23 protein-coding genes are annotated in these 25160 nt (G+C 66.4%); 14 read left to right on the top strand and 9 right to left on the bottom strand.

Going from position 1 to position 25160, the window contains the following annotated elements:
- Positions 1-6 precede the first annotated feature (6 nt).
- On the bottom strand, positions 7-864 hold the full coding sequence (locus CK498_RS07680; RefSeq protein ID WP_407645838.1) for an NAD-dependent protein deacetylase: 858 nt from the start codon (positions 862-864) through the stop codon (positions 7-9).
- A gap of 183 nt (positions 865-1047) precedes the next feature.
- Between CK498_RS07680 and CK498_RS07685 the strand changes: the two genes are divergently transcribed.
- Complete coding sequence (locus CK498_RS07685; protein ID WP_095620299.1) at positions 1048-1959, top strand: nuclease-related domain-containing protein; 912 nt, start codon at positions 1048-1050, stop codon at positions 1957-1959.
- Between the two features lie 308 nt (positions 1960-2267).
- Here CK498_RS07685 and CK498_RS07690 read toward each other — a convergent pair whose 3' ends face one another.
- The 7 genes from CK498_RS07690 to glnA form a co-directional block, all read right to left on the bottom strand.
- Complete coding sequence (locus CK498_RS07690) at positions 2268-3026, bottom strand: ribonuclease T2 family protein (RefSeq protein WP_229359004.1); 759 nt, start codon at positions 3024-3026, stop codon at positions 2268-2270.
- Positions 3019-4356 (bottom strand): deoxyguanosinetriphosphate triphosphohydrolase, encoded by a 1338-nt coding sequence (locus CK498_RS07695; protein ID WP_095620300.1) that lies wholly within the window; start codon positions 4354-4356, stop codon positions 3019-3021. Before CK498_RS07695 ends, CK498_RS07690 begins: the two co-directional genes overlap by 8 nt.
- A gap of 261 nt (positions 4357-4617) precedes the next feature.
- Positions 4618-6030: a nitrogen regulation protein NR(I) gene (gene glnG / locus CK498_RS07700; RefSeq protein WP_095620301.1), complete on the bottom strand. Its 1413-nt coding sequence runs from the start codon at positions 6028-6030 to the stop codon at positions 4618-4620.
- Between the two features lie 67 nt (positions 6031-6097).
- Positions 6098-7141 (bottom strand): nitrogen regulation protein NR(II), encoded by a 1044-nt coding sequence (gene glnL, locus CK498_RS07705; RefSeq protein WP_095620302.1) that lies wholly within the window; start codon positions 7139-7141, stop codon positions 6098-6100.
- A 159-nt stretch (positions 7142-7300) separates the two neighbouring features.
- A complete protein-coding gene (locus CK498_RS26690) occupies positions 7301-7423 on the bottom strand; it encodes a hypothetical protein (protein ID WP_267873745.1) in 123 nt (40 codons plus the stop codon).
- A gap of 84 nt (positions 7424-7507) precedes the next feature.
- Positions 7508-8104 carry a DUF4124 domain-containing protein gene (locus tag CK498_RS07710; protein ID WP_095620303.1) on the bottom strand — a complete coding sequence of 199 codons (597 nt, stop codon included), beginning with the start codon at positions 8102-8104 and terminating at the stop codon, positions 7508-7510.
- Between the two features lie 152 nt (positions 8105-8256).
- Positions 8257-9663, bottom strand: coding sequence for a glutamate--ammonia ligase (glnA, locus tag CK498_RS07715; RefSeq protein ID WP_095620304.1), 1407 nt, complete (start codon positions 9661-9663; stop codon positions 8257-8259).
- Between the two features lie 539 nt (positions 9664-10202).
- On the opposite strand from glnA, the gene CK498_RS07720 reads away from it, so the two are divergent.
- The 5 genes from CK498_RS07720 (at position 10203) to typA (ending at position 16128) form a co-directional block, all read left to right on the top strand.
- Positions 10203-10742: a hypothetical protein gene (locus CK498_RS07720; RefSeq protein ID WP_095620305.1), complete on the top strand. Its 540-nt coding sequence runs from the start codon at positions 10203-10205 to the stop codon at positions 10740-10742.
- A 74-nt stretch (positions 10743-10816) separates the two neighbouring features.
- Positions 10817-11836 carry a polysaccharide deacetylase family protein gene (locus CK498_RS07725; RefSeq protein WP_095620306.1) on the top strand — a complete coding sequence of 340 codons (1020 nt, stop codon included), beginning with the start codon at positions 10817-10819 and terminating at the stop codon, positions 11834-11836.
- 96 nt (positions 11837-11932) lie between these two features.
- Positions 11933-13402 (top strand): metal-dependent hydrolase family protein, encoded by a 1470-nt coding sequence (locus tag CK498_RS07730; RefSeq protein ID WP_217987726.1) that lies wholly within the window; start codon positions 11933-11935, stop codon positions 13400-13402.
- Complete coding sequence (locus CK498_RS07735; protein ID WP_095620308.1) at positions 13399-14124, top strand: hypothetical protein; 726 nt, start codon at positions 13399-13401, stop codon at positions 14122-14124. The genes CK498_RS07730 and CK498_RS07735 overlap by 4 nt, the downstream gene beginning before the upstream one ends.
- 168 nt (positions 14125-14292) lie before the next feature.
- The gene (typA, locus tag CK498_RS07740; RefSeq protein ID WP_095620309.1) at positions 14293-16128 is read left to right on the top strand and encodes a translational GTPase TypA; all 1836 of its coding nucleotides are present in this window, start codon (positions 14293-14295) and stop codon (positions 16126-16128) included.
- Positions 16129-16189: 61 nt separating this feature from the next.
- On the opposite strand, the gene CK498_RS07745 is transcribed toward typA, so the two are convergent.
- Positions 16190-16789: a helix-turn-helix domain-containing protein gene (locus tag CK498_RS07745; RefSeq protein ID WP_229359005.1), complete on the bottom strand. Its 600-nt coding sequence runs from the start codon at positions 16787-16789 to the stop codon at positions 16190-16192.
- Positions 16790-16917: 128 nt separating this feature from the next.
- Here CK498_RS07745 and tdh point away from each other — a divergent pair, with 128 nt between their 5' ends.
- From tdh to CK498_RS07785, 8 genes are all read left to right on the top strand, one after another.
- Complete coding sequence (gene tdh / locus CK498_RS07750; RefSeq protein ID WP_095620311.1) at positions 16918-17943, top strand: L-threonine 3-dehydrogenase; 1026 nt, start codon at positions 16918-16920, stop codon at positions 17941-17943.
- Between the two features lie 3 nt (positions 17944-17946).
- Positions 17947-19134, top strand: coding sequence for a glycine C-acetyltransferase (locus CK498_RS07755; RefSeq protein WP_095620312.1), 1188 nt, complete (start codon positions 17947-17949; stop codon positions 19132-19134).
- Between the two features lie 131 nt (positions 19135-19265).
- Positions 19266-19592 carry a hypothetical protein gene (locus CK498_RS07760; protein ID WP_095620313.1) on the top strand — a complete coding sequence of 109 codons (327 nt, stop codon included), beginning with the start codon at positions 19266-19268 and terminating at the stop codon, positions 19590-19592.
- A gap of 144 nt (positions 19593-19736) precedes the next feature.
- On the top strand, positions 19737-21179 hold the full coding sequence (locus CK498_RS07765) for a sodium-dependent transporter (protein ID WP_095620314.1): 1443 nt from the start codon (positions 19737-19739) through the stop codon (positions 21177-21179).
- 77 nt (positions 21180-21256) lie between these two features.
- Positions 21257-22027, top strand: a complete 771-nt coding sequence (locus CK498_RS07770) for an ABC transporter ATP-binding protein (protein WP_095620315.1) — start codon at positions 21257-21259, stop codon at positions 22025-22027.
- Between the two features lie 36 nt (positions 22028-22063).
- Positions 22064-22768, top strand: coding sequence for an ABC transporter ATP-binding protein (locus tag CK498_RS07775; protein ID WP_095620316.1), 705 nt, complete (start codon positions 22064-22066; stop codon positions 22766-22768).
- Between the two features lie 63 nt (positions 22769-22831).
- A complete protein-coding gene (locus CK498_RS07780) occupies positions 22832-23836 on the top strand; it encodes a branched-chain amino acid ABC transporter permease (RefSeq protein ID WP_095620317.1) in 1005 nt (334 codons plus the stop codon).
- Entirely contained in the window at positions 23836-25134 is a 1299-nt protein-coding gene (locus tag CK498_RS07785) for a branched-chain amino acid ABC transporter permease (protein ID WP_095620318.1), read from the top strand. Before CK498_RS07780 ends, CK498_RS07785 begins: the two co-directional genes overlap by 1 nt.
- Positions 25135-25160: the final 26 nt, after the last annotated feature.

Here is a 25160-nt window from a genome sequence, read left to right on the forward strand (position 1 = left end):
GCGGCCTCAGCCCTCGAGGTGCTCCGGCAGCGCCTCGAGGGTGGCACCGATGGGTGTCTCGAGCTTGAGCGCATAGAGCGCATCGGCGCGGGTATGACCGAGGTTGAGGCAGGCCAGCGGCTTGCCCTCGGCCGCCGCCTGGCGCGCGAAGCGGTAGCCGGAATAGACCATCAGCGACGAGCCCACCACCAGCAGCGCATCGCCACGCGAGACCGCTGCACGCGCGGCCGTTACGCGTTCCGCCGGCACCTGGTCGCCGAAGAACACCACGTCGGGCTTCCAGATGCCGCGCCCGCAGCGCCAGCAGCCGGGCACCTCAAAGTCGCCGAAGTCGCGCTCCAGGTCGGCATCGCCGTCGGGACCGACGCGCGCCTCGACGGACAGCCAGTCGGGATTGGCGGCAGCCAATTCAGCGTGCAGGTCGTGGCGCATACGCCGCGCATCGCAACTCATGCAGCGTACGATCTCGGCGCGGCCGTGAAGGTCGATAACGCGCCGATTGCCAGCACGCTGATGCAGGCCATCGACGTTCTGGGTAATCAGGGTGTCGAGGCGCCCGCGCCGCTCGAGCAGCGCCAGGCCGCGGTGAGCCGCGCCGGGGCGCGCCTCGCTAAGCGCGCGGAAGCCGACTAGGGCGCGCGCCCAGTAGCGTTGCCGTGCCGCATGGCTGGCCATGAAGTCCTGATGATTCATCGGCGGTGGTCGTTTCCAGGCCCCGCCGCGGTCGCGGTAATCGGGGATGCCGCTGTCGGTGCTGACGCCGGCACCGCTGAGCACCACCAGCCGCGGATGGCAGCTGATGAACTGGGCAAGGGCCGCGGCGGCCTGGCTCACCTGGTGTGACTCAGGGGTCACAGCATCAATCCCGGAAGCGTCGCAATAAGGCATGGTGGTCATGGTTGGCATTGCCCTGGCTGGCCGCAGACGGTGATCTTGGAGCCGGAAATGACCACATTGTTCACCCAAGTCTGCCGAGGTTAGCTAGAATGAACGCGCAATCGTCCCCGCCGTATGGCGATCCATCCCACTAGGCAAGGACCGCTGCCGATGGCCTGGCTGGAATATCTACTGCCGCTGATCTTCCTGTTTCCGCTGGGAGCCACCGCGGTGATCGTGCTGGCGCTGCGCAACCTGCACGATGCCCGAGTGCGCTCGCCGTTCGACGCCCACCCGCTGCGCGAACCCGGTCAGGCGCTGCGCGACCGTCTCGACCGCGCCTTTGCCAGCCTATTCCTCAATGGCGCGCTGGGCCCCATCGTGGTACTCGCGCCGCTGGTCTACGGCATGGGCCGCATGCTGTTCGCCACTCAGCAGGACTGGGTGGAGTGGAGCCTCTACGGGCTGCTCAGCACGCTACTGGTGATGGTATTCTGCTTCCTGCTGATCCGCGACTACCAGCGTATCCGCCGCCTCAAGCTCGGCTTGGCCTGCGAGCTGGTGATCGGCCAGGAACTCGAGCGCCTGGTGCGCCCCGACGCCCACCCCTATCACATCTTCCATGATATCCCCGCTGACACCTATACCATCGACCATGTGGCGGTCACGCCCCACGGGGTGTTCGTGATCGAGACCCGGGCGCGTACCTGGCCGGTGGACCCCGGCGGCGAGGGGCGCAACCAGGTCTACGTGGAGCGCCAGCGGCTGCGCTTCCCCGGCTGGAGCGAGCGCCGCCCGCTGCTCAAGACCCGCCAAGCCGTCAAGTGGGTGCGCAAGTGGCTGGCCCAGGAGTGCGGCACCGCGGTGCCGGTGATGGGGGTGCTGGCGCTGCCCGGCTGGGAGATCGACACCAGCCAGGCCGACGACGACCTGCTGGTGGTCGGCGGCGACCGGCTTGCCGAGCAGCTCGCCGCAATGCCGCTCGGCCCATTCGACGATGCCACCCACGATCGCGCCATCCGTGCCCTGATGCAGCGCGCCGCACTGGTCGAGCTGCAGCACCTGCAGGAGCCTTCCGTCTAGCCATCACCCGAAGCGTACAGGACTATCGCAGATAGTCAGCACCATTCGGAACTGATCCGTCGACAGGCCTGCGAGGAGGCGCTGTGAACCCATCCCTGGGCGCTACCTTGCGCCCTGCTGCGCTCTCGCATCCTGCTCCGCTTACAGGACCGGTGCTGGCCATCCATGGCCAGCCCGTTCGGAGACATGCTCCTCACCCATGGCGCAAACCCCCTCTTCGGCCTGTCCCCGGCGTTCCTTCGCTTAGAGGCAACTGCGATCACCGTGCCGAAGAGTGCCCGCGCGGCGGCTTTCAGAAAATGCCCAGGTTATCCTGCGGCGGGAATCTGCACGCGGCTATGGCAGCGCCCGGGGCGCTGCTCGACCAGGCTCTCGGCATCCGGAAAGTCACTCAACCGATCCACGGCAATGCCGATGCGCACCTCGCTGAGCCGGCGGTTGCCGCGGCCGCGGCACTCCAGGCGCAGCGCGCGGCCGGTGTCGCGACCGAAGGCCGCCTCGAAGGCGCCGATCAGCTCGTTACGCGCGACCTCTCCGCCCTGGTTGAGCACGACGAAGTCGGCAAAGGCGCTGGCATTGACCCGCTCGAGCAGCGTAAGCGAGGCCGCAAAATAGTCCTCGGCGTCCAGCGCCAGGCAGGCGGCGTGCTTGGCATACTGATAGCGATCCAGGCAGCTGGCGCGCCCGGGCATGCCGTCATCCAGCGCCTCGGCGAGCGGCGCGGGCAGCTGAAAGGGCGGATGCGCCCGGCAGAAGCTGCCGTCGGCACGCGGCTGTTCGATAAAGCAGCCCTTGCGCCACCACTGCGGGCGGTCGACGCCGTCGCGGGCAAAGCGCTCGGGCAGCGATGGCCACAGCCCGTGCAGCACGAAGCCCTGCCCCGCCTGGCGCTCGCGGCACTCCTCGGGCGGCCGTGAATGGGTGTCGCAGAAGCCAGAGTGCCAGGTCAAGGCCAGGGTATAGTGATCGAAGCCCTCGCCGTCGAGGCCCAGCGAATCGGCCGCGGCGAGGCCCATGCCGAGCAGCGCCAGCAGCAGGCCGGCGAGGCAGCGCCGCACCTCAGTCACCCCTGAGCCGCCCGCCCATCTCCTGGGCCAGATCGACGGCGTAGTGATCGGTCATGCCGCCAATGAAGTCGAGCATGCGCCGGTAGCTGGCGTACAGCGACCAGGAGGGCCGCGGGGTGTTTTCACCGATCAGCGCCAGCACCCGCTGGTGCTTGAAGCTCGACTCGCCGTGGTAGTGCAGCTCGTGAGCGGCGCCGATGAAGGCCTCGAGCAGAATCCCCAGCGTGGTGTAGGCGCCGATCTCCAGCTTGGCCTTGCGCTCGTTCTGGAAGATCCGCTCGCGGGCCAGCTGCTTGGCGGCCTTGACCCCCCAGTCGAGATCCGGGTGGCACAGCTCCAGCAGGTCGTGTTCCAGGGCACCACCCAGCAGCTCGCCCTCGTGCTGCACGAACACCGCCCCTACGTCGCTGACCGCACGCTCCATGGCGGCACCACGCAGCGCGGCGATACGCCGCCGCTGGGAGACGCCGTCGCGCAGCATGGTGTCGTACTCCGGCGGCTTGCCGCCGGCGATCTGGGTCAGCACCTCGGCAACCTCGTCATAGCGCAGGATGCCCATCTCCAGGCCGTCCTCGAGATCGAGCAGCGCATAGCAGATGTCGTCGGCGGCCTCGACCAGCCAGGCCAGCGGGTGGCGGCACCAGCGCCCCTCGCCGTTGGGCAGCAGGCCCAGCCGCTCGGCGACGTCGGCGAGCAGGTGTGCCTCGGACTGGTAGCTGCCAAACTTACCCGCCACGCCGCCGTGCTCCACGGTCCAGGGGTACTTGAGCAGGGTACCCAGGGTCGCGCCGGTGAGGCGCATGCCGCCCTTGAACTGGTTGTACTCGATCTGGGTGACGACGCGAAATCCCTGGGCGTTGCCTTCATAGGTCAACAGGTCGGCGCGCTCCAGCGCGGACAGGCCGGCCAGCAGCCCGCTGCCGTCCTGCTCGGCGCGCTTGAACCAGTCGCGGATGGCATACTCCCCGGCATGGCCGAATGGCGGATTGCCGATATCGTGGCCCAGGCAGGCAGCCTGCACGATAACGCCGAGATCGGCCGGGGTGATCCACTGCGGCAGGCGGTGGCTGAGCTGCTCGCCGACGATCATGCCCAGCGAACGGCCCACACAGCCCACCTCCAGCGAGTGGGTCAGGCGGGTGTGAATATGGTCGTTGTCGGTCAGCGGGTGCACCTGGGTCTTGCGCCCCAGGCGCCGGAACGAACCGGCGAAGACGATCCGGTCGTGATCCTTGTGAAACGGGCTGCGGCCGATCTCGTTACTCGCCGAACGCGGCTTATCGTTGAGCCGGCTCGGGTCGAGCAGTCGCTCCCAGTGCATCTGCGCCATGGATGAGGCCTCCTTGAGAGGCGTATTCTGGCAGTGCTGGGCCCCAGGCGCTAGGCCAGCACGCTCGCTAGCCCGGCACGCTCGCTAGCCCGGCACACTCGCTAGCCCGGCACGCTCGGACTAATCCGTCGGCAGGCCTGCGAGGAGGCGCTGTAAACCATCCCTGGGCGCTACCTACGCCATCCATGGCGTAGAACCTCCTCTTCGGCCTGCCCCCGGCGTCCTACGCTTAGGGGCAACTGCGATTGCCCTGCCCCGCCGTCAATCCCCGTCGGCGAGCGCCGGCAGCAGCACCTTGACCTTGCGGGTCAGGGTATTGCGGCCCCAGCCCAGCAACTCGGCGGCTTCACCCTTGCGCCCGCCGGTGTGCTTGAGCGCGGTCTCGATGAGTATCCTCTCGAAATCCGGTACCGCCTCCTCCAGCAGGTGGGTGTGGCCCGCCGCCAGGGCGCGGTCGGCCCAGTCGCGGAAGGCGGCGCGCCAGTCGCCGGCGGCGGCCTCGCTACCTTCGGTGGTGCGTAGCTCCGGCGGCAGGTCGTCGATCAATACCTCGCGCCCCGAGGCCATCACCGTCAGCCAGCGGCAGGTGTTCTCCAACTGGCGCACATTGCCCGGCCACGGCAGTCGGGTCAGGTGCTGTTCGGCATCCTTGGTCAGCACCTTGGCCTCGGTGGAGAGCTCACGGGCGGCCTCGGCGAGGAAGTGCTGAGCCAGCCGCGGGATGTCCTCGCGGCGCTCGGCGAGCTTAGGCAGGTGCACGCGGATCACGTTGAGGCGGTGGAACAGATCCTCGCGGAAGCGGCCGTCCTCGACCAGCGTCTCGAGATTCTGGTGGGTGGCGGCGATGATGCGCACGTCAGCCTTAACCGACAGATGCCCGCCGACCCGATAGAACTCGCCGTCGGCCAGTACCCGCAGCAGACGGGTCTGGGTGTCAGGCGGCATATCGCCGATCTCGTCGAGAAACAGGGTGCCGCCGTCGGCCTGCTCGAAGCGCCCGCGACGCTGGGCGGTAGCCCCGGTGAAGGCACCCTTCTCGTGGCCGAACAGCTCCGACTCCATCAGGTCCTTGGGGATCGCCGCCATGTTCAGCGCGATGAACGGATTGCCGGCCCGCGGGCTGTGCTGATGCAGCGCCTGGGCGACGCGCTCCTTGCCGGTGCCCGACTCACCGTTGATCAGCACCGTGATATGCGACTGCGAGAGCCGGCCGATGGCGCGGAACACCTCCTGCATCGCCGGCGCCTCGCCGATGATCTCCGCCGACAGCCCCTCCGGGGCTACCGCCGGGCTCTGCCGCTCGCGGGCGTGGGCCACCGCCCGGCGCACCAGCGCTAGGGCTTCGTCGACGTCAAACGGCTTGGGCAGGTATTCGAAGGCGCCGCCCTGGTAGGAGGCGACGGCGCTGTCGAGATCGGAGTGAGCGGTCATCACGATCACCGGCATGTCGGGATGCGCTTCGCGTACCTTGGCCATCAGGTCGAGACCGTCGAGGCCGGGCATGCGGATATCGGTGACCAGCACGTCGGGGGGGCGTTTCAGCAGGCCGTCCAGCGCACTGTCGGCGCGCTCGAAGCTCTCCACCTCGAGGTCGGGCTGGGCCAGCGCGCGCTCGAGCACCCAGCGAATGGCGCGGTCATCGTCGACGATCACGATACGGGCAGGATCTGTCATGCAAGCCTCCAGAAAACATCACGACAGCGGTCAGCCGTGGCACGAGTAAAAGCGTTGGAAGCGCGGCTCATGGCGGCGCCTCCAGTGGCGTTAATAGCCGGAATTCGGTGCGCCCGGGCTGCGAGTCGCACTCGATCAGGCCCTGATGCTGATGCAGGATCGATTGAGCAATCGAGAGCCCCAGGCCGCTACCCTCGGCGCGACCCGATACCATCGGGTAGAACAGCGTCTCGCGCAGGGTCTCGGGGATACCCGGGCCGTTGTCGATGATCGCCACCTCACAAACCAACCGATGGCGTTCGGCGCCGAGCGTAAACTGGCGCCGCGCACGGGTGCGTAGAATCAGTCGCGGAGCGGCGACTTCACTCTCGGTCATCGCCTCCACCGCGTTGCGCGCCACGTTGAGCACCGCCTGGATCATGCGCGCTTCGTCGCCATGAAGATCCGGCAGGCTGGGGTCGTAGTCGCGCTCGATGGTCACCGCCGGCTGCTCGGCGAGCAGTAGCGAACGCACCCGCTCCAGCACCCGGTGAATATTCAGCGGCTGATGGTGGGTGACCTGGTTGGGCCCGAGCATGCGGTCGACCAAGTCGCGCAGGCGGTCGGCCTCCTCGACGATGATGCGGGTGAACTCCGCCAGCTGCGGATCGGGCAGGTCGCGCTCGAGCAGCTGGGCGGCGCCACGAATGCCACCCAGGGGGTTCTTGACCTCGTGGGCCAGCCCACGGGTCAGGGTCTTGATGGTCTCCTGGCGGGCGATCAGTGCCTCCTCGCGGGAGATCCGCAGCAGCCGGTCGCGGGGCTCGATCTCGAGCAGCAGCTCGTCATCGGAAAGCGGGGTGACGGTGAAGTCGACGGTGACGCTCTCGCCGCCGGCCAGGGCCAGCACCGCCTCGCGCTGGGTGAAGGGGTGAAACTCGCTGCGGGCCTTGCCGAGCACGCTGGCCACTGCACCGTCGACGCCTTCCAGGCTCTCCAGGCGGGTGCCTCGTACGCGACCTACGCTCACCGCGAGCAGCGCTTCAGCGGCCGGATTCATCCACCGCAGGCGCAGGGTGCCGTCGAGCAGCAGCACCGCCGTGGTGAGGTGTTCCAGCAGACGTTGATACATGGGGCATTCCGCCGTCCTTGAGTTCACTATTGCTGTGCAAGAAGCGCGCCAGCCTGGCAAGCGCCTATCGTCGGCGTTCCAGGAGGGTGCAAGAGACACTATCGCACCATATTAGTGCAAGGCTGAGAGTGTAGCGATCAGCGCGGTGCATCGTCGCCCTCAGTCGTCGGCTCCGCGCCGCGACGGCGGGGGCTGGCGATCACGAGCGGCGCTGCTGGAACCGGCCCGATAGTCGAGCGCACTGTTGTCGCGCACCCGCTCGGCCTGGTCGAAGGCGTCCATGCTGCTCGTCTGCGGCGCACTCGAGCGGCAGGGTCTGGGGCTGCCGTCCGGGCACGGCGACCGAGGCGCCCGGCGCGAGGGCCGCTAATTGGGGTTATTGGGATTCTGCGGCAGGTGGACGCTGGCGCGCTGCACGTAAAGCGTTACCGGCGCACTGCGATGGCGCACCTCGCCGCTGGCATCGAGCAGCTCGGCCTGCAGCACGCGCTCGCCGCGTTCGAGATTGCCAACCATGAACACATCGCCATGCAGCGCCGACTGGCTGACCGCGCCATCCACCAGTAGCCGCACGCGATGATCCTCGTGCAGGGCCGGCTCGATGCCCAGTTCGACCTGCAGGTTGCCGGCCTCACCGGTCTGCAGCGTCTCCTCGTTGCGCGGCGAGGCGATGCGGAACGTCGAATAGGGCATAAAGGGGGACGACAGCGACTCGGATGAAGCGGACGAGGGGCGCGTGGTCTCGGCGGGTGCCGGCGGCGCCGGCGCTCGCTGGCCCGATGGCACCACGCTTAGCGGGTTGAGCTCGACCTCCTCACCGCCGCGCCCGGGGTTATCGGTGAACACCACGTTGCCCTGGGCATCGGTGGTGCGATAGATCGACGTGGCCTGAGCACCGCTGGCGGCGCCCAGCAGGGCGACCAGCAGCACGCAGCGAGCGGCATTGATTAACGAGACGCTCATACACCTTGCTCCAACCAGTGGCGCCCCGAGCGGGTCCGCTAGGTGAGGGGGGATGGGGAATCAGATAGTCTAGTGCAAAAAGGGGTTCCGCCGTGGCGGAACCCCTTCGCTTGCTGCTCGCTGCAACCATGCGCCGCCGCAGCGGCGCGTGATCAGCAGCTGTAGTACATGTCGAACTCGACCGGGTGCGTGGTCATGCGCAGGCGCTCCACGTCCTCTTCCTTGAGCTCGATGTAGGCATCGATCATGTCGTCAGTGAACACGCCACCCTCGGTGAGGAAGGCACGATCCTTGTCCAGCGCCTCGAGGGCCTGGTCGAGGCTCTCGGCGACAGTGGGGATCGCCTTGCCCTCTTCCGGCGGCAGGTCATAGAGGTTCTTGTCCATGGCGTCGCCAGGATGAACCTTGTTCTTGATGCCGTCGATGCCGGCCATCAGCATGGCGGCAAAGCACAGGTACGGGTTAGCAGTCGGATCCGGGAAACGCGCCTCGACACGCTTGCCCTTGGGGCTGGCGGTGTACGGGATACGGATCGACGCCGAACGGTTGCGGGCACTGTAGGCCAGCATGACCGGCGCTTCGAAGCCCGGCACCAGGCGCTTGTAGGAGTTGGTGGAAGCGTTGGTGAAGGCGTTCAGGGCACGCGCATGCTTGATGATGCCGCCAATGTAGTAGAGCGCCATCTCGGACAGCCCGGCGTACTCGTCACCGGCGAACTGGTTCTGACCGTCCTTCCAGAACGACTGGTGAACGTGCATGCCAGAGCCGTTATCGCCGACCAGCGGCTTGGGCATGAAGGTGGCGGTCTTGCCGTAGGCGTGGGCCACGTTGTGGATCACGTACTTCATTTCCTGAACTTCGTCGGCCTTCTTCACCAGGGTGTTGAACTTGACGCCGATCTCGTTCTGGCCGGCGTTGGCCACCTCGTGGTGATGCACTTCGACGCTCTGGCCGATGGCTTCCAGGGTGTTACACATGGCGCTGCGGATGTCGTGGAAGCTATCCACCGGCGGCACCGGGAAATAGCCGCCCTTGACCCGCGGACGGTGGGCCAGGTTGCCGCCGTCGACGTTGCGGTCGGTGGACCAGGCGCCCTCTTCCGAGGTGATCTTGTACATCGCACCTTCGATATCGGCCTTCCAGTGCACTTCATCGAAGATGAAAAATTCCGGCTCCGGCCCGAAGAAAGCGGTGTCACCAAGGCCGGTGGACTGCAGGTAGGCCTCGGCACGCTTGGCGATGGAACGCGGGTCGCGCTCGTAGCCCTGCATGGTGGCCGGCTCGATGATGTCGCAACGCAGCACCAGGGTGGCGTCTTCGGTGAACGGGTCGAGGAAGGCCGAGCCGTCTTCCGGACGCAGGATCATGTCCGACTCGTTGATGCCCTTCCAACCGGAGATGGACGAACCGTCGAACATCTGGCCGTTCTCGAAGAACTCATCGTCGACGTCGCGCGCCGGAATGGTGACGTGCTGCTCTTTACCCTTGGTATCGGTGAAGCGCAGATCGACCCACTTGATGTCGTGTTCTTCGATCAGGGCGAGGGTCTTCTCAGACATAGTGTCCTCCACAGTGAGCGTTGCTCGGGTATTGGCGTTGCGTGTCCAGCGTCGTTTGTAGCACGGCGAAGGCTGCTTGCCCACGACGGCCAGCTTGGACGACGGCTCGGTTGATGCTTCTGCACTGTGCAATGCAGGCAGCGTGCCAAAATGGCGCAAAATGTCGCATAAAACAGTCAAGCACATGTTTTTTAATTATTTTTTCCATTCAGCCATATTGCACCATGATTTTGCATCGAGCCATCCGGCAGCCTGACAGGGTGCCGATTGAACCATATGGGTGCAAAAATAAAGCCAACGCATCATCGTGGTGCAAAACCGTTATATACAACGTAATTGTGGCCATGCACCGACATCAGTCACGCCTCGGCGTCCCCCGCTAGAAAAATCAGCCGACAAAATGATTGATACCTTTTGAAACCAAAGGCTACTATCGCTTACACAAGAACATGCTTGCGTCTCGCGCCAGCATGACGCGACCGATCCGCCGCCTAGCCGCCACTCTCTCGGCCGGGGCAATGCGCTAAGGGCACGATGTGATGGACGCCTACTGCATCATTATCGATTCTCGGCTGATGGCCGCGCGTCTGCCGCGCTGCCTGGCCACACTGAACCATGCGGTGGCGCGTTATCCCGACAAGGTCGATATCCGCGTGGTCAGCGATGATGACAATGACTCCCTGGCGACCCTGACACGGCGCATCGGCGCGCATTTCGAGCCGGTACCGCTGCGCTCGATCGGCGCCCGCGGCAATGAAGCGGTACGCCGCACGCCGATCAATACGTTGATCTTCCCCACTCCACGCATGCATCTGATCGCCGACTGGCTGGACAAGGTCGATCACCTGCTGACCCATCATCAGTGGGACGCGGTACTGCTCACCCCGCGTCGGCGTCCTCTACCGCAGGGGCTCAAGCGCCTCTGGCAGCGCGAGTCGGGGGCCGGCACGCTGTGCGTACGGCGCGACTGGTTCGAGCGCATCGGCGGCTTCGACCCCAGCCTCGACGAGAGTGCCCACAGCGACCTGCTGGTGCGGCTGCGCGCCTGCCAGGCACGGGTACTCGAGTTCCCGCTGTAGTCCACCAATGCGCGCAATATGACCAAGCGCATTACACTGACATCAGAAGACACGATCCGTGCAGGAGGTTCGCCATGACCCATTGGAACCTCGCCCTGGACATGGCCCAGCGGTTACGTGGGCATTGGCGGCGCAGCCTGCGCGTGCCGCTGCAGGGACGCCGTGCGATCCTGGTGCTGCACCGGGTACTGCCCGATGAAGCCGCCGCCCGGCTGCCACATCGCGCGCCCTACTGCCTCGGCCCGGAGAGCTTCAAGCACCTGCTGATGTCGCTGGTCGAGGTATCGCGCATCGTCTGTCTCGACACCGCCTTGAAGCCCCACCACGACCCGCGCGCCTGCATCGCCCTGACCTTCGACGACGGCTGGCGTGACAACGCCGAGGTCGCCGCACCGCTGCTCGAGCACTACGCCCTGCCGGCCAGCATCTTCGTTACCACCGGCCTGCTCGGCCGCCCGCGCGGCGTATGGTGGGAAGTGATCGGCGAGGGGCTATGGCAAGGCCGCGCGACCCAGCGCATCCACGACGCCCTCTGCGACGCCGGGCTGCCGGCGCCACCGCTGCCCCCGGCCCATCCCGGTCACGCCTATAGCGAAGCCCTACTGGGTTACCTGACCCAGCTGCGACAGTACGACCCGCTGACGGTCAACGCCACGGCCGAAGCGCTCTACCCCGACCTCGACCAGCCGCCGCACGGTCTCGACCCGTTCAGCGTCAGGCGTCTGGAGCACGGCGGGCTATTTCGCTTCGGCGCCCACGGCGTGCTGTCGGAGTCGCTGGAGCCGCTCAGCGATGCCCGGGTCTGCTGGCATATTCGCCGCTCCCGCGACGACCTGGCAAGACTCTGCCAGGCGCCACTGGAGGCCTTCGCCTACCCCGACGAGCAACCCTCGGCGCGGCTGCGGCGCCTGGCCCGCCGCTGCGGCGTGCGCCAGGCGCTGGCCGGGCGCGGCGGCTGGCTGGTCCCGCAGCTCGACCCCCTGGCGATCCCGCGCATCCCCATCAGCCAGCCGGTGGCCCAAAGCCCCGGGCGACTCTACGACTGGCTGCTGAGCAGCTGGCAGCCCATCGATGTCCGTGCCACCGTGAACTGAGAGACGGCACACCCGCCGGGCGCAGCGTAGTCTGCCATTTCATACCCAGACCTCCAGCGCCTCTTCTATAGTGAAGTTTCACGTGGAGGATTCCTGATGCCTGTATTCGCCCAGCCCTCTCTATGCCCGTCCCACGGCGGGCATGCCACTGGCGCCTGCCTGTGCGGATCGCCGCTGCTGCAACGCTTTCATGAGCGCATCATGGCCGATCTTACCCGGCGCCAGTTTCTCGGCGGCAGCGCCGCCGTCATGGCGCTGTTTGCAGGACTGCGGACGCCCAGCGTGATTGGCGCCCAGCCGCGTGGTAACGGTCCCCCCATTCTGCTGACCAACCTGCGGCTGTTCGATGGCAGCGGTGCGCCACTGCGCGATGATGTCTCGATACGGGTCGACGCGGGGCGCATTCAGGAAATCCTGCCGGCCCAGGCGGAAACCGGGGAAGTAGAACGTATCGACTGCGGCGGACGGGTGGTGATGCCGGGGCTGATCGATGCCCATTGGCATGCCACCCTGGCGGCCATCACCCAGACCACGGCAATGACCGCCGACCCGGGCTACGTGCACCTGGTGGCTGCCCAGGAGGCGGAGCGCACGCTGCTGCGCGGCTTCACCACCGTGCGCGACGTAGGAGGTCCGGCGTTCGCCTTGAAGCGCGCCATCGACGAGGGCATCGTCCACGGCCCGCGCATCTTTCCTGCCGGCGCCATGATCTCGCAGACCTCCGGCCACGGCGATTTTCGTATGCGCCACGAGATACCGCGAGGCACGACCACGCCACTCAGCGCTGGCGAGCTGATGGGCGTGAGCGCCATCGCCGACGGCGAAGCGGAAGTGCTGCAACGCACCCGCGAGCAGCTGATGCTGGGCGCCTCGCAGATCAAGCTGATGGCCGGCGGCGGCGTTGCCTCGAGCTACGATCCGCTCGACAGCACCCAGTTCTCCGAGCGTGAACTACGCGCCGCGGTAGAGGCAGCCGATGATTGGGGGACCTACGCAACGGCGCATGTCTATACGCCGCGCGGCATTCAGCGCGCCATCTCGGCCGGGGTGAAATCCATCGAGCATGGCCAGCTGGCCGACGAGGACAGCGTGCGGATGATGGCCGACGAAGGCACCTGGTGGAGCCTGCAGCCCTTCCTGCAGGACGAGGACGCCAACGTCTACCCCGATGCCGAGCGTCGCGAGAGCCAGCGTCAGGTGGCCGAGGGAACGCTGCGTGCCTACGAGATGGCCCAGCGCTTCGGCATTAAGACCGCCTGGGGCACCGACATTCTGTTCAGTCCCCAGAACACGCCCAGCCAGGGCCGGCAGCTGGCCAAGCTGACCCGCTTCTACGCGCCCCTCGACGTGCTGGCCATGGCGACCGGCAGCAATGCCGAGCTGCTGGCGCTGTCGGGGCCCCGCAACCCCTACCCGGGTCAGCTGGGGCGACTCATACCGGGTGCCCTGGCAGACCTGCTGGTGGTCGACGGCGACCCCAACGCGAGCCTCGACTTTCTCGATGACCCTGAGCGCAACCTGCGCCTGATCATGAAGGATGGCCGCATCTACAAGGACTCCCTATGAAGACTCGCCTGCTGGTTGCCGTGCTGCTCACAGGCATCTTCTCGGCAACCGTCGCGGCCGATACCTGGCGCGGCCAGGTGACGCCCTATGTGTGGATGCCGAGCCTGGCCGGCGACATCCGCCCCACGTCCAGCGCGCCGACGCTAAGCACCCGGCAATCCTTTGGCGATATCCTCGATGAGCTGGACGCGGCGTTCTTCCTGCACGCCACCGCGCGACGCGATCGCCTGGTGCTGTTCGGCGATATCTCGCACGCCTCCTTGAGCACCAGCGCCAGCCTGGCGCCAGGCGTGAGCATCGAGGGGCGGGCGCGGCAGACATCGTTGACGGCAGCGGCCGGCTATCAGGTCGTGCAAGCGCCGGACCTCTCCGTCGACCTGCTCGCCGGTGCGCGGTTATGGCGAGCCCGGGCGTCGGTAGACGTACCGGCGCTCGGCCTGAGCGCCGCCGAGTCCGAGCGCTGGGTCGACCCGCTGCTGGCCGCCAGGCTGCGCAGCGACTTCACCGCGGACTGGTCGGCGATTGTGTATGCCGACGTCGGCGGCTTCGGCGTCGGCTCCGACGCGACCTGGCAAGCGGTGGGTAGCCTCAACTACCGGCTCAACGATGCGCTATACCTCTCCGCCGGCTATCGCCACCTGGAGCTTCGCTACGAGGATAACGGCACCCGGCTGGATATCGAGATGAGCGGCCCCTTGCTGGGCGCTACCTGGCGCTTCTAGGCGTAATCCGCACACAGCCGGCCCCCTCTGGCGCCGGCCCCGCGCCATAGTGCTATTACCCCGCGCGCCGAGTCTGTACAATGCGCCACCAACCTTCCCTACCCCGCGCCTAGGGTACGTTACAAGACCGTGTACATAGGTGCGTACATAAAGACGAGCTACAACCCTATGAGCACAGACGTAACTGGTTCTCACATCGAGAAAATCAGGAATATTGCCATCATCGCCCACGTCGACCATGGCAAGACCACCCTGGTCGACAAGCTCCTCAGCCAGTCCGGCACCCTGGACCGCAAGGCCGAGGGGCAGGAGCGCATCATGGACTCCAGCGACCAGGAGAAGGAACGCGGCATCACCATCCTGGCCAAGAACACCGCGATTCGCTGGCACGACTACCACATCAACATCGTCGACACCCCGGGACACGCCGACTTCGGCGGCGAGGTCGAGCGCGTGATGTCGATGGTCGACTCGGTGCTGTTGCTGGTGGATGCCGTCGACGGCCCCATGCCGCAGACCCGCTTCGTGACCCAGAAGGCCTTCGCCCAGGGCCTCAAGCCGATCGTGGTGGTCAACAAGATCGACCGCCCCGGCGCACGCCCCGACTGGGTCATCGACCAGATCTTCGACCTGTTCGACAACCTCGGCGCCTCCGATGAGCAGCTCGACTTCCCGATCATCTACTGCTCGGCGCTCAACGGCATTGCCGGCCCCGATCCGGACGAGCTGGCCGATGATATGGATCCGATGTTCCAGGCCATCGTCGATATCGTCGAGCCGCCCAAGGTCGAGCTCGACGGCCCCTTCCAGATGCAGATCTCGGCGCTCGACTACAACAGCTATGTCGGCGTCATCGGCCTGGGCCGCATCAAGCGCGGCAGCGTCAAGCCCAACCAGCAGGTCAGCGTGATCTGCACCGACGGCAAGACCCGCAAGGGCAAGATCGGCCAGGTCATGACCCACCTCGGCCTCGAGCGCGTGCAGACCGAGCAGGCCGACGCCGGCGACATCGTGTGCATCACCGGCATCGACGACCTGTCGATCTCCGACACCCTGTGCGACCCGGCCAACGTCGAGGCACTGCCGCCGCTGTCGGTGGACGAGCCCACCGTGTCGATGACCTTCCAGGTCAACGACTCGCCGATGGCCGGCCGCGACGGCAAGTACGTCACCAGCCGCAATATCAAGGAGCGTCTCGACCAGGAGCTGATCCACAACGTGGCGCTGCGCGTCGAGCCGGGCGAGACACCGGAGAAGTTCAAGGTATCGGGCCGCGGCGAGCTGCACCTCTCGGTGCTGATCGAGACCATGCGTCGTGAAGGCTTCGAGCTGGCCGTGGGCCGCCCCGAGGTGATCATCCGCGAGGTCGACGGCATCAAGCAGGAGCCCTACGAAGAGGTCATCATCGACTGCGAGGAGCAGCACCAGGGCGCGATCATGGAAGAGCTCGGCTACCGCAAGGGCGAGCTGACCAACATGAACCCCGACGGCAAGGGCCGCGTGCGCCTCGACTTCATGATCCCGGCGCGCGGCCTGATCGGCTTCCGCGGCCAGTTCCTGACCCTGACCTCGGGCACCGGCATCCTCACCAGCCGCTTCGACCACTACGGCCCGCTCAAGCCCGACGCCTCCATCGAGCGGCGCAACGGCGTGCTGGTGTCGATGGTCGACGGCAAGGCCCTGGCCTATGCCCTCTACGCCCTTCAGGAGCGCGGCAAGCTGATCATCGACCATGCCACCGAGGTCTACGAAGGCATGCTGATCGGCATCAACAACCGCGCCAGCGACATGGTGGTCAACCCCACCAAGGGCAAGAAGCTCGACAACATGCGCTCCACCGGCAACGACGAGAACATCGTGCTGACGCCGCCGGTGAAGTTCTCGCTGGAGCAGGCCATCGAGTTCCTCGACTCCGACGAACTGGTCGAGATCACCCCCAACCATATCCGCCTGCGCAAGAAGCACCTCAAAGAAAACGAGCGCAAGCGCGCCAGCAAGGGCTGATCGGCCCAAGCCACTCGCCAGGCATCGAGCCCACCCTCGCGGTGGGCTTTTTCATGCCCGGCTATTCGTAGGTCACCACCAGGAAGGCCAGCAGCGGCGTATCGCCGACGTTCTCGATGGTGTGCTCGACATCGGCGTGATAGTGCGCCGAGTCGCCCTGGCCGAGTTCACAGCGGTGGCTGCCCGATGCCACCCGCGCCTGGCCCTGGGTAATGCTCAGCAGCTCGCGGGTACCCTCGAAGTGGGCGGCGCTGTGCAGGCGGGCGTGGGGCGCCAGCCACAGCTCGTAGCACTCCATGCGCTTCTCCAGGTGCAGCGGCGAGAGGGTGCGGATACGGCACTCCTGGTCATCGCGGAACAGCTGACTGGCATCGTCGCTGCGCACCACGTCGATGCGCGATGCCGCCCACGGCTGGTCGACCAGCTCGCCGATATTAAGCCCGAACGCCTGGGCGATACGCAGCGTCACCGCCAGGGTCGGATTGGCGCGGCCGCGCTCGATCTGGCTCAGCATCGAACGGCTGACCCCGGAGGCCGCCGCCAGCTGCTCCAGGGTCATCTGGCGCTTCTTGCGCAGCTCGGTCACCCGGCTCGACAGCACCTGGCTGCCGAGATCGCCGCTGGCGTGGGCGCCGCTTTCACTCTCATGCATTTGCGTCATGGCCTACACTAAAATCCCATATCCAGGAAAAAAGTCTTGCATACGAGAAATCGTCTGCAATACTGGAATTAATTCTTGCATAGTAAACCTCCTGGCGCGATAGGCCAGCCTGATAACAAGGAGACTCCATGAAAGCACTGGTCAAAAAGGACGCCGCGCCGGGACTCTGGCTCGACGACGTGCCGATCCCCGAGGTGGGTATCAACGACGTGCTGATCAAGGTCAAGCGCAGCGCCATCTGCGGCACCGACGTGCACATCTACAAGTGGGACAGCTGGGCGCAGAAGACCATCCCCACGCCGATGGTGGTGGGCCATGAGTTCGTCGGCGAGATCGTCGAGGTGGGCTCCAACGTCAACGACTTCCACCCCGGGCAGATCGTCTCCGGCGAAGGCCACGTGGTGTGCGGGCGCTGCCGCAACTGCCTGGCCGGGCGCCGCCACCTGTGCGCCCACACCAGCGGCGTGGGGGTCAACCGCCCCGGGGCCTTCGCCGAGTACCTGGTGCTGCCGATGTCCAACGTCTGGGAGCATAAGCCAGGCATCGATCTCGACGTGGCGGCGATCTTCGACCCGCTGGGCAACGCGGTGCACACCGCACTGCAGTTCGACCTGCTGGGCGAGGACGTGCTGATCACCGGCGCCGGGCCGATCGGCGCCATGGCTGCGGCGGTGTGCCGCCATGCCGGCGCCCGCCACGTGGTGGTCACCGACCTCAACCCCGGTCGCCTGGCGCTGGCCAAGCGCCTCGGCGCCACCCGCACGGTAGACGTGCGCCATGAGAGCCTCGCCGAGGTGCAGCGCGATCTGGGGCTGACCGAGGGCTTCGACGTCGGCCTCGAGATGTCGGGCAGCCCGGCCGCGTTCCGCGACATGCTGGCCAACATGTGCCACGGCGGCAAGGTCTCGATGCTGGGCATTCCCAGCGAGGAGATCGCCATCGATTGGAACACCGTGATCTTCAACATGCTCACCATCAAGGGTATCTATGGGCGCGAGATGTACGAGACCTGGTACAAGATGTCGGTGATGATCGAATCGGGGCTCGACATCTCGCCGGTGATCACCCATCGGCTGCCCTACACCGAGTTCCAGCAGGGCTTCGATGCCATGCTGTCGGGAGACGCCAGCAAGGTCATCTTGAACTGGGAGTGACACATGTACAGCGAATTTCAGGATCACCTGCAGCGCGAGCTCGAGGCCATCGAGTCGGCCGGCCTGACCAAGCACGAGCGGCCGCTGACCTCGGCCCAGGGCGCGCGTATCGGCACGCCCCAGGGCGAGATGCTCAACCTGTGTGCCAACAACTATCTCGGGCTCGCCCAGCACCCTGAGGTCGCCGCGGCGGCCAGAGTCGGCCTCGATGAGTGGGGCTACGGCCTGGCCTCGGTGCGCTTCATCTGTGGCACCCAGCGCCTGCACCAGCGGCTCGAGCATGCGCTGAGCGAGTTCCTGCGCAGCGAGGAAACCATCCTCTATCCGTCCTGCTTCGACGCCAACGGCGGGCTGTTCGAGACCCTGCTCGGCCCCGAGGATGCGGTGATCTCCGACGCCCTCAACCACGCCAGCATCATCGACGGCGTGCGGCTGTGCAAGGCCAAGCGCTACCGCTATCGCAACCGCGACATGGCCGACCTCGAGGCGCAGCTCGAGGCCGCCCGGCGCGACGGCGCGCGCTTCATCATGATCACCACCGACGGGGTGTTCTCGATGGACGGCTATATCGCCCCCCTCGACGAGATCTGCGACCTCGCCGAACGCTACGGCGCCCTGGTCCACGTCGACGACTGCCATGCCACCGGCTTCATGGGCCAAGGCGGGCGCGGCACCCCTGAACACCATGGCTGCATCGAACGCGTCGACATCACCACCGGCACCCTGGGCAAGGCGCTGGGTGGCGCCAGCGGCGGCTATACCAGCGGCAGGCGCGAGATCGTCCAACTGCTGCGCCAGCGCTCGCGCCCCTACCTGTTCTCCAACAGCGTGGCGCCGCCGGTGGTCGCCGGCGCGCTCAAGGCGCTCGAACTGGCGGCCAACTCCAGCGAGCTACGCCAGCAGTTGGCCGACAATACGGTGTATTTCCGCGCCGGCCTCGAGCGCCTCGGCTTCGAGCTGCTGCCCGGCGAGCACCCCATTGTGCCGATCATGCTCCACGACGCCGCGCTGGCGGCACGCTTCGCCGATGCCATGCTCGAGCGCGGCATCTACGTCACCGCCTTCTCCTATCCGGTGGTGCCCAAGGGCCAGGCGCGCATTCGCACCCAGATGTCGGCGGCCTTCAGCCGCGACGATCTGGACACCGCACTCGATGCCTTTGCCAGTGTGAAACAACAGCTCGGCAACTGATGCACACCCCTCGTCGATCGCCGCGCGCCAGCGCAGCGTTGAAGCCCACCACCAAGGTGGGCTTTTTTCGTGGCGTAGAAACCTGTCTACTCTTGGGGTGACAAACGCACGTTCGAGAGCGAGGCCAATCGATGCACAAGCACGTGGAGTGGGACGCCCCGGGGCGCGATAGCGTCGCCGACCATTTTGCCAACCACCCGGAGCGCTACGTCGAGCCCGGCGCCGGCGACGTGCTCTCGGCGCGGCTCAACGGCATGGTGGTGCGCATCAAGGTCGCCGCCTACGTCGACGGCACCAGCATCGGCGACGTGGTGGCGTTGATCGACCCAGCCAACGGCGAGCGCATGAAGTCGTGCGGCAAGCTGGTACTCGGCGACACCGTACGCCTGCCCGACGCGGCGCGCGCCTTCGAGCCGCAGCCCAGCGACGACCCTGATCGGGACGACAGCGACGACTGATGCCGCGGCGACCAACGCCCTCTTAACGAATGCGCCACAGGCGAGTAAACTCCGCGCTCGCCATGACTCTGTCATGCCGCGCCATCCCGCGTGCATGGCCACGATGGCTCACAAGGCCAATGTTCAAGCTTCAGGACACACAACATGAGTACGCATAACGTCTGGACGCACAAGGGCACCTTCCTGCTGGCCGCGGTCGGCTCGGCAGTAGGCCTTGGCAACCTGTGGCGCTTCCCCTACCTGACCGGTGAGAACGGCGGCGGCGCCTTCATCCTGGTCTACGCCCTGACTATCTTTGCGGTGGGCATCCCGATCCTGATTGCCGAGACCATGCTCGGTCGCACCAGCCGCCGCAGTCCGATCATGGGCATGCGCCACCTGACCAGAACCCACGGCACCTCGCGAGCCTGGGAGTCGATCGGCTGGCTGGGCGCCGCCTCGGCGTTCCTGATCCTGAGCTTCTATTCGGTCATCGCCGGCTGGGCCGTGCACTACACCGGCCAGATGTTCTCCGGCGCGCTGGTCGGCGCCGATGCCGAGACCATCGGCGCCGGCTTCGACGCCCTGTTGGCCTCGCCGGGGCTGCTGACCCTCTACCACACGGTCTTTATCATCGCCTCGGCGCTGATCGTCGGCATGGGCATCCACAAGGGCATCGAGAACGGCCTGCGCATCATCATGCCGGCGCTGTTCGCGATCCTGCTACTGGTGCTGTTCTACAGCATCGCCAATGGCGACATCGGTGCTGCCGCCACCTTCCTGTTCACCTTCAATATCGCCGACCTGAGCCTCGAGGGCTGGCTGCAGGCCATGGGTCAGTCGTTCTTCACCCTGAGCCTCGGCATGGGCGCGATCATGGCCTACGGCGCCTACATGGCCAGCGAGGTGTCGCTGACCCGCACCGCCATTTCGGTGGCCTTCGTCGACACCGCGGTGGCCATGGTCGCCGGCCTGGCGATCTTCTCGCTGGTGTTCGGTGCCGGCCTCGAGACCGGCCAGGGCCCCGGCCTGATGTTCGTGACCCTGCCGCTGGCCTTCGCCGAGATGCCGCTCGGCGCGCTGGTCGGCGGGGTGTTCTTCATCCTGGTGCTGGGCGCGGCGATCAGCTCGTCGATCTCGCTGATCGAGCCGGTGGCAGCGTTTCTGGTCGAGCGCTTCGACCTGACCCGCCCCAAGGCGGTGAGCCTGGTGACCCTGGGCGCCTGGCTGATGGGCCTGCTCACCGTGGTCAGCTTCAACGTCTGGGCCGAAGGCACCATCTTCCATACGCTGTTCGGGCGCAGTGCCTTCGACTTCATCGAGCTGCTGACCAATATCTTCATGCCGCTGGGCGGCCTGCTGATCGCGCTGTTCGCCGGCTGGGCGCTGACCCAGAGCGAGGTCATGAAGGAGCTGCGCACCAGCGACGGCTGGTTCAAGACCTGGCGCTTCCTGGTGCGCTTCGTGGCGCCGGCGGCGGTGTCGTTCGTGTTCCTGCGCACCATTCCGCAGGTCGACGGCTATCTGATCCCCACGCTGGGTGCTATCGTCATCGTCGGCGCTTTCGCCGCCGGCCGCACCTTCCTGGTCGAGGGCAGCGCGCGCTGATCCCGCGGACGGCCACCGCAGGTGGCCGTCCGCCCGGCGCCGCATGCCAATAACAACAGCTACTCGCGGGACACTTCATGCCTTCCATCATCGACGTCAAGCACGTGCACAAGGCCTTCGGTGGCCTGACCGTCATCGACGACTGCTCGATCAGCGTCGAGCGCGGCTCGATCACCGGGCTGATCGGCCCCAACGGCGCCGGCAAGTCGACGCTGTTCAACATCATCGCCGGCGCCCTGCCGCTGGACAGCGGCCAGGTGCTGCTCGACGGCGAGGACATCACCAACCTGCCGGCCAACCAGCTGTTCCACAAGGGGCTGCTGCGCACCTTCCAGATCGCCCACGAATTCTCCCAGCTGACCGCGCTGGAGAACCTGATGATGGTGCCACCCGGGCAGCTTGGCGAGTCGCTCTACGCGGCCTGGTTCAAGCCCGGCCAGGTGCGTGCCCAGGAGACCGAGGTGCGCCAGCGCGCGCTGGAGGTGATCGACTTCGTCGGCCTCAGCCACGTGCGCAACGAGCTGGCCGGCAACCTCTCCGGCGGCCAGAAGAAGCTCCTCGAGCTGGGCCGCACCATGATGACCGACGCCCGGGTGGTGCTGCTCGACGAGATCGCCGCGGGGGTCAACCGCACCCTGCTCGGCGAGCTGATCACCAACATCGAGCGCCTCAACCGCGAGATGGGCTACACCTTCCTGGTCATCGAGCACGACATGGACATGATCGCGCGGCTCTGCGACCCAGTGATCGTGCTGGCCCAGGGCCAGGTGATGGTCGAGGGCTCGATCGAGGAGATCCAGAACAACCCCGAGGTCATCGAAGCCTATTTCGGTGCCGGCGCCGCCTAGGCCGCCGCATAGCGAACAATATCCAGGGAACCCACCATGCCCCTACTCGAAGCACGGGACGTTCACGGCGGCTACGGCGGCATGAACATCCTCAACGGCGTCGACATGAGCATCGAGGCCGATGAGATCGGCGTCATCGTCGGCCCCAACGGCGCCGGCAAGTCGACCATGCTCAAGGCGATCTTCGGCCTGCTGCAGGTCAACCAGGGCGAGATCCGCCTGCGCGGCGAGCCGATCACCAACCTCGCGCCCAACAAGCTGGTGCACTTGGGGATGGGCTTCGTGCCCCAGGAGAACAACATCTTCCCCAGCTTGAGCGTCGAGGAGAACCTCGAGATGGGCGCCTATATCCGCCCGTCAGGCGTCAGCCGCATGCTCGAGCAGATCTACGACTTCTTTCCGCCGCTGCTGGAGAAGCGCCGCCAGCCCGCCGGCGAACTCTCCGGCGGCCAGCGCCAGATGGTCGCCATGGGCCGCGCGCTGATGGTCGAGCCCAGCGTGCTGCTGCTCGACGAGCCTACCGCCGGGCTGTCGCCGCTGTTCATGAACGAGATCTTCGAGCGGGTCAAGAAGATCAACGCCGCCGGGGTCGGCATCCTGATGGTCGAGCAGCACGCCAAGCAGGCGCTGGCGATTGCCCACAAGGGCTTCGTGCTGGCCGCCGGGCAGAACCGCTTTACCGATACCGGCGAAGCGCTGCTCAACGACCCCGACGTCGCCAAGAGCTTCCTGGGCGGCTGATCGCCGCGACGACAAGACCGACACAAGAACAGTGGCCAGCGTGCCAACGCAGGAGATGTCGCTTTGAACGAACTGGTGTTTTTCATCAACAACGTGGTGGTAGCCGGCAGCGTGACCGGCTCGATCTACGCCATGGGGGCGATCGGCGTGACGCTGGTGTTCAGCATCATGCGCTTCGCCCACTTCGCCCACGCCGACATGATGACGCTGGGCGCCTTCGTGGCGCTGCTGCTGAGCCTGGCCTTCCCCGGGGCGGGCAGCGTGGTGGGCCTGCCCACCGCCATCGTCATGCTGCCCATCGCCATGCTGGTCACCGCGCTGGTGGCAGTGGGCATTGACAAGGCGTTCTACAAGCCGCTGCGAGCCCACGGCGTCAAGCCAATCGTCATCGTCATCGGCTCGCTGGGCGTGACGCTGATGCTACAGGGCCTGCTGCGCCTGTTCGCCGGCACCAGCCCGCAGAACATGTACGTCGCCGAGCGCAAGGAGATCTACCGCCTCGAGCTGCCCTTCGAGGCGGTGACCCGCCCGATCATCGTCACCGAACCCCAGGTGACCCTATTCATCCTGGTGGTGGCCGCGGTGGTCGGGCTGCACCTGTTCCTCAGCAAGACCCGCACCGGCAAGGCGATGCGCGCTATGTCCGACAACCCCGACCTGGCCCGCGCCTCGGGCATCAACACCAACCATATCGTCTCGGTGACCTGGGTCATCGCCGGCAGCCTGGCCGCGGTGGCCGGCACCCTGCTGTCGATGGACGTGACCTTCAAGCCCGACCTGAGCTTCTTCCTGCTGCTGCCGATCTTCGCCGCGGCCATCGTCGGCGGCGTCGGCCACCCCTACGGCGCGATTGCCGGCGGCTTCGTGGTCGGCTTCGCCGAGACCCTGGCGGTGTTCAACTGGGCGGTACTGCTGCGGCCCTTCCAGGAGCGCCTGCCCGAGTGGCTGGCGCTGCCCAATAACCTGGCCTTCGTCGGCACCGAGTACAAGATCGTGGTGCCCTTCTTCATCCTGGTGGCGATCCTGGTGTGGCGCCCCACCGGCCTGTTCAAAGGGAAGGTGATCTGATGACGACGCCCAACACAAGCGAACGCCCCGCCCGCCGCCTGCCGCTGCGCGAACTGCTGCTGTTCGGCGCCCTGCTGGTCGCCATCCTCGGCGTCTATGCGGTAATGGGCGCGGCCTACAGCACGCGCATGCTGGTCGAGGCCGCCTGCTACGCGATCATCGCCCTGGGCCTGACCATCCAGTGGGGCTATGCCGGCCAGTTCAACGCCGGGGTCATGGGTTTCGTGGCGCTGGGCGGCTTCTGCGCCATGTTCTTCGGCATCCCAGTCAACGAGGACTTCTGGGACAGCCAGCTGCCCGGCGAGCTGGGCCAGGTGCTGCTGTATATCGTCGGCGCCGTGCTGCTGGTGTGGGGCGCCACCAAGCTCGACCGCCTAGGCGTGCCCAAGCGCCTGCGCACCATCCTTGCCGTGCTGCTGGCGGTGGTGCTCTACCTGGTGGTGATCAGCCTGCTGCGCGAAGTAACCGACGAGATTCGCTCCCAGGCCGGCTTCATCGGCGGCCTGGGGCTGCCGTCGTGGATCGGCTGGATCGCCGGCGGCGCCCTGGCCGGCTTCATCGGCTACTACATCGGGCACATCTGCCTGGGGCTGCGCAGCGACTACCTGGCCATCGCCACCCTGGGCATCGCCGAGATCATCAAGGCGTTCCTCAAGAACTCCGACTGGCTGACCCGCGGCACCGCCACCGTCTCGCCGCTGCCCTGGCCAACCCCGGGGCCCAGCGAGCTGGGCTTCGTGCTGTCCCGGGCGATCTACCTGTCGCTCACCGCGGTGGTGATCGCCGGCATCTTCTTCCTGCTGCACCGCGCCTATCACGCCCCCTGGGGGCGGATGATCCGCGCCATCCGCGACAACGAAGTCTCCAGCGCGGCGATGGGCAAGGACATCAACAAGCGCCGCCTGGAGATCTTCGTCTTCGGCTGCATCCTGATGGGCATCGGCGGTGCCGCGCTGACCAACTTCAACAGCATCTTCGACCCCCAGGGCTACCTGCCGCTCAACCACACCTTCCTGGTGCTGGTGATGGTGATCCTCGGCGGGCCGGGCAACAACCTCGGCACCATCTTCGGCGCCGTGCTGGTCTACATCATCTGGCTGATGTCCGAGCCGCTGGCGCTGTTCCTGATGAACATCGCGGTGTATATCGGCGAGGGCTGGTTCGGCTGGGAGCCGCCGTCGAACATCTCGAGTCGCGCGCTCCAGGCGCGGGTGTTCGTCATCGGCCTGCTGATCTCGCTGGTGCTGCGCTACGCCCCGCGCGGCCTGATGCCGGAGAAGGTGCCCCACCACCAGTGAGGGGGGCGTGATACGCCAGCGCCACG

This window comes from Halomonas salipaludis (assembly GCF_002286975.1).
GTDB lineage: Bacteria > Pseudomonadota > Gammaproteobacteria > Pseudomonadales > Halomonadaceae > Franzmannia > Franzmannia salipaludis.

Excerpts from the sequence above, each read along its gene's own strand:
- CK498_RS07685 (WP_095620299.1), top strand. The coding sequence starts at position 1,048 with ATGGCCTGGCTGGAATATCTACTGCCGCTGATCTTCCTGTTTCCGCTG.
- CK498_RS07695 (WP_095620300.1), bottom strand. The coding sequence starts at position 4,356 with ATGGCGCAGATGCACTGGGAGCGACTGCTCGACCCGAGCCGGCTCAAC.
- glnG (WP_095620301.1), bottom strand. The coding sequence starts at position 6,030 with ATGACAGATCCTGCCCGTATCGTGATCGTCGACGATGACCGCGCCATT.
- glnL (WP_095620302.1), bottom strand. The coding sequence starts at position 7,141 with ATGTATCAACGTCTGCTGGAACACCTCACCACGGCGGTGCTGCTGCTC.
- CK498_RS26690 (WP_267873745.1), bottom strand. The coding sequence starts at position 7,423 with ATGGACGCCTTCGACCAGGCCGAGCGGGTGCGCGACAACAGTGCGCTC.
- CK498_RS07710 (WP_095620303.1), bottom strand. The coding sequence starts at position 8,104 with ATGAGCGTCTCGTTAATCAATGCCGCTCGCTGCGTGCTGCTGGTCGCC.
- glnA (WP_095620304.1), bottom strand. The coding sequence starts at position 9,663 with ATGTCTGAGAAGACCCTCGCCCTGATCGAAGAACACGACATCAAGTGG.
- CK498_RS07720 (WP_095620305.1), top strand. The coding sequence starts at position 10,203 with ATGGACGCCTACTGCATCATTATCGATTCTCGGCTGATGGCCGCGCGT.
- CK498_RS07725 (WP_095620306.1), top strand. The coding sequence starts at position 10,817 with ATGACCCATTGGAACCTCGCCCTGGACATGGCCCAGCGGTTACGTGGG.
- CK498_RS07730 (WP_217987726.1), top strand. The coding sequence starts at position 11,933 with ATGCCTGTATTCGCCCAGCCCTCTCTATGCCCGTCCCACGGCGGGCAT.
- CK498_RS07735 (WP_095620308.1), top strand. The coding sequence starts at position 13,399 with ATGAAGACTCGCCTGCTGGTTGCCGTGCTGCTCACAGGCATCTTCTCG.
- typA (WP_095620309.1), top strand. The coding sequence starts at position 14,293 with ATGAGCACAGACGTAACTGGTTCTCACATCGAGAAAATCAGGAATATT.
- CK498_RS07745 (WP_229359005.1), bottom strand. The coding sequence starts at position 16,789 with ATGACGCAAATGCATGAGAGTGAAAGCGGCGCCCACGCCAGCGGCGAT.
- tdh (WP_095620311.1), top strand. The coding sequence starts at position 16,918 with ATGAAAGCACTGGTCAAAAAGGACGCCGCGCCGGGACTCTGGCTCGAC.
- CK498_RS07755 (WP_095620312.1), top strand. The coding sequence starts at position 17,947 with ATGTACAGCGAATTTCAGGATCACCTGCAGCGCGAGCTCGAGGCCATC.
- CK498_RS07760 (WP_095620313.1), top strand. The coding sequence starts at position 19,266 with ATGCACAAGCACGTGGAGTGGGACGCCCCGGGGCGCGATAGCGTCGCC.
- CK498_RS07765 (WP_095620314.1), top strand. The coding sequence starts at position 19,737 with ATGAGTACGCATAACGTCTGGACGCACAAGGGCACCTTCCTGCTGGCC.
- CK498_RS07770 (WP_095620315.1), top strand. The coding sequence starts at position 21,257 with ATGCCTTCCATCATCGACGTCAAGCACGTGCACAAGGCCTTCGGTGGC.
- CK498_RS07775 (WP_095620316.1), top strand. The coding sequence starts at position 22,064 with ATGCCCCTACTCGAAGCACGGGACGTTCACGGCGGCTACGGCGGCATG.
- CK498_RS07785 (WP_095620318.1), top strand. The coding sequence starts at position 23,836 with ATGACGACGCCCAACACAAGCGAACGCCCCGCCCGCCGCCTGCCGCTG.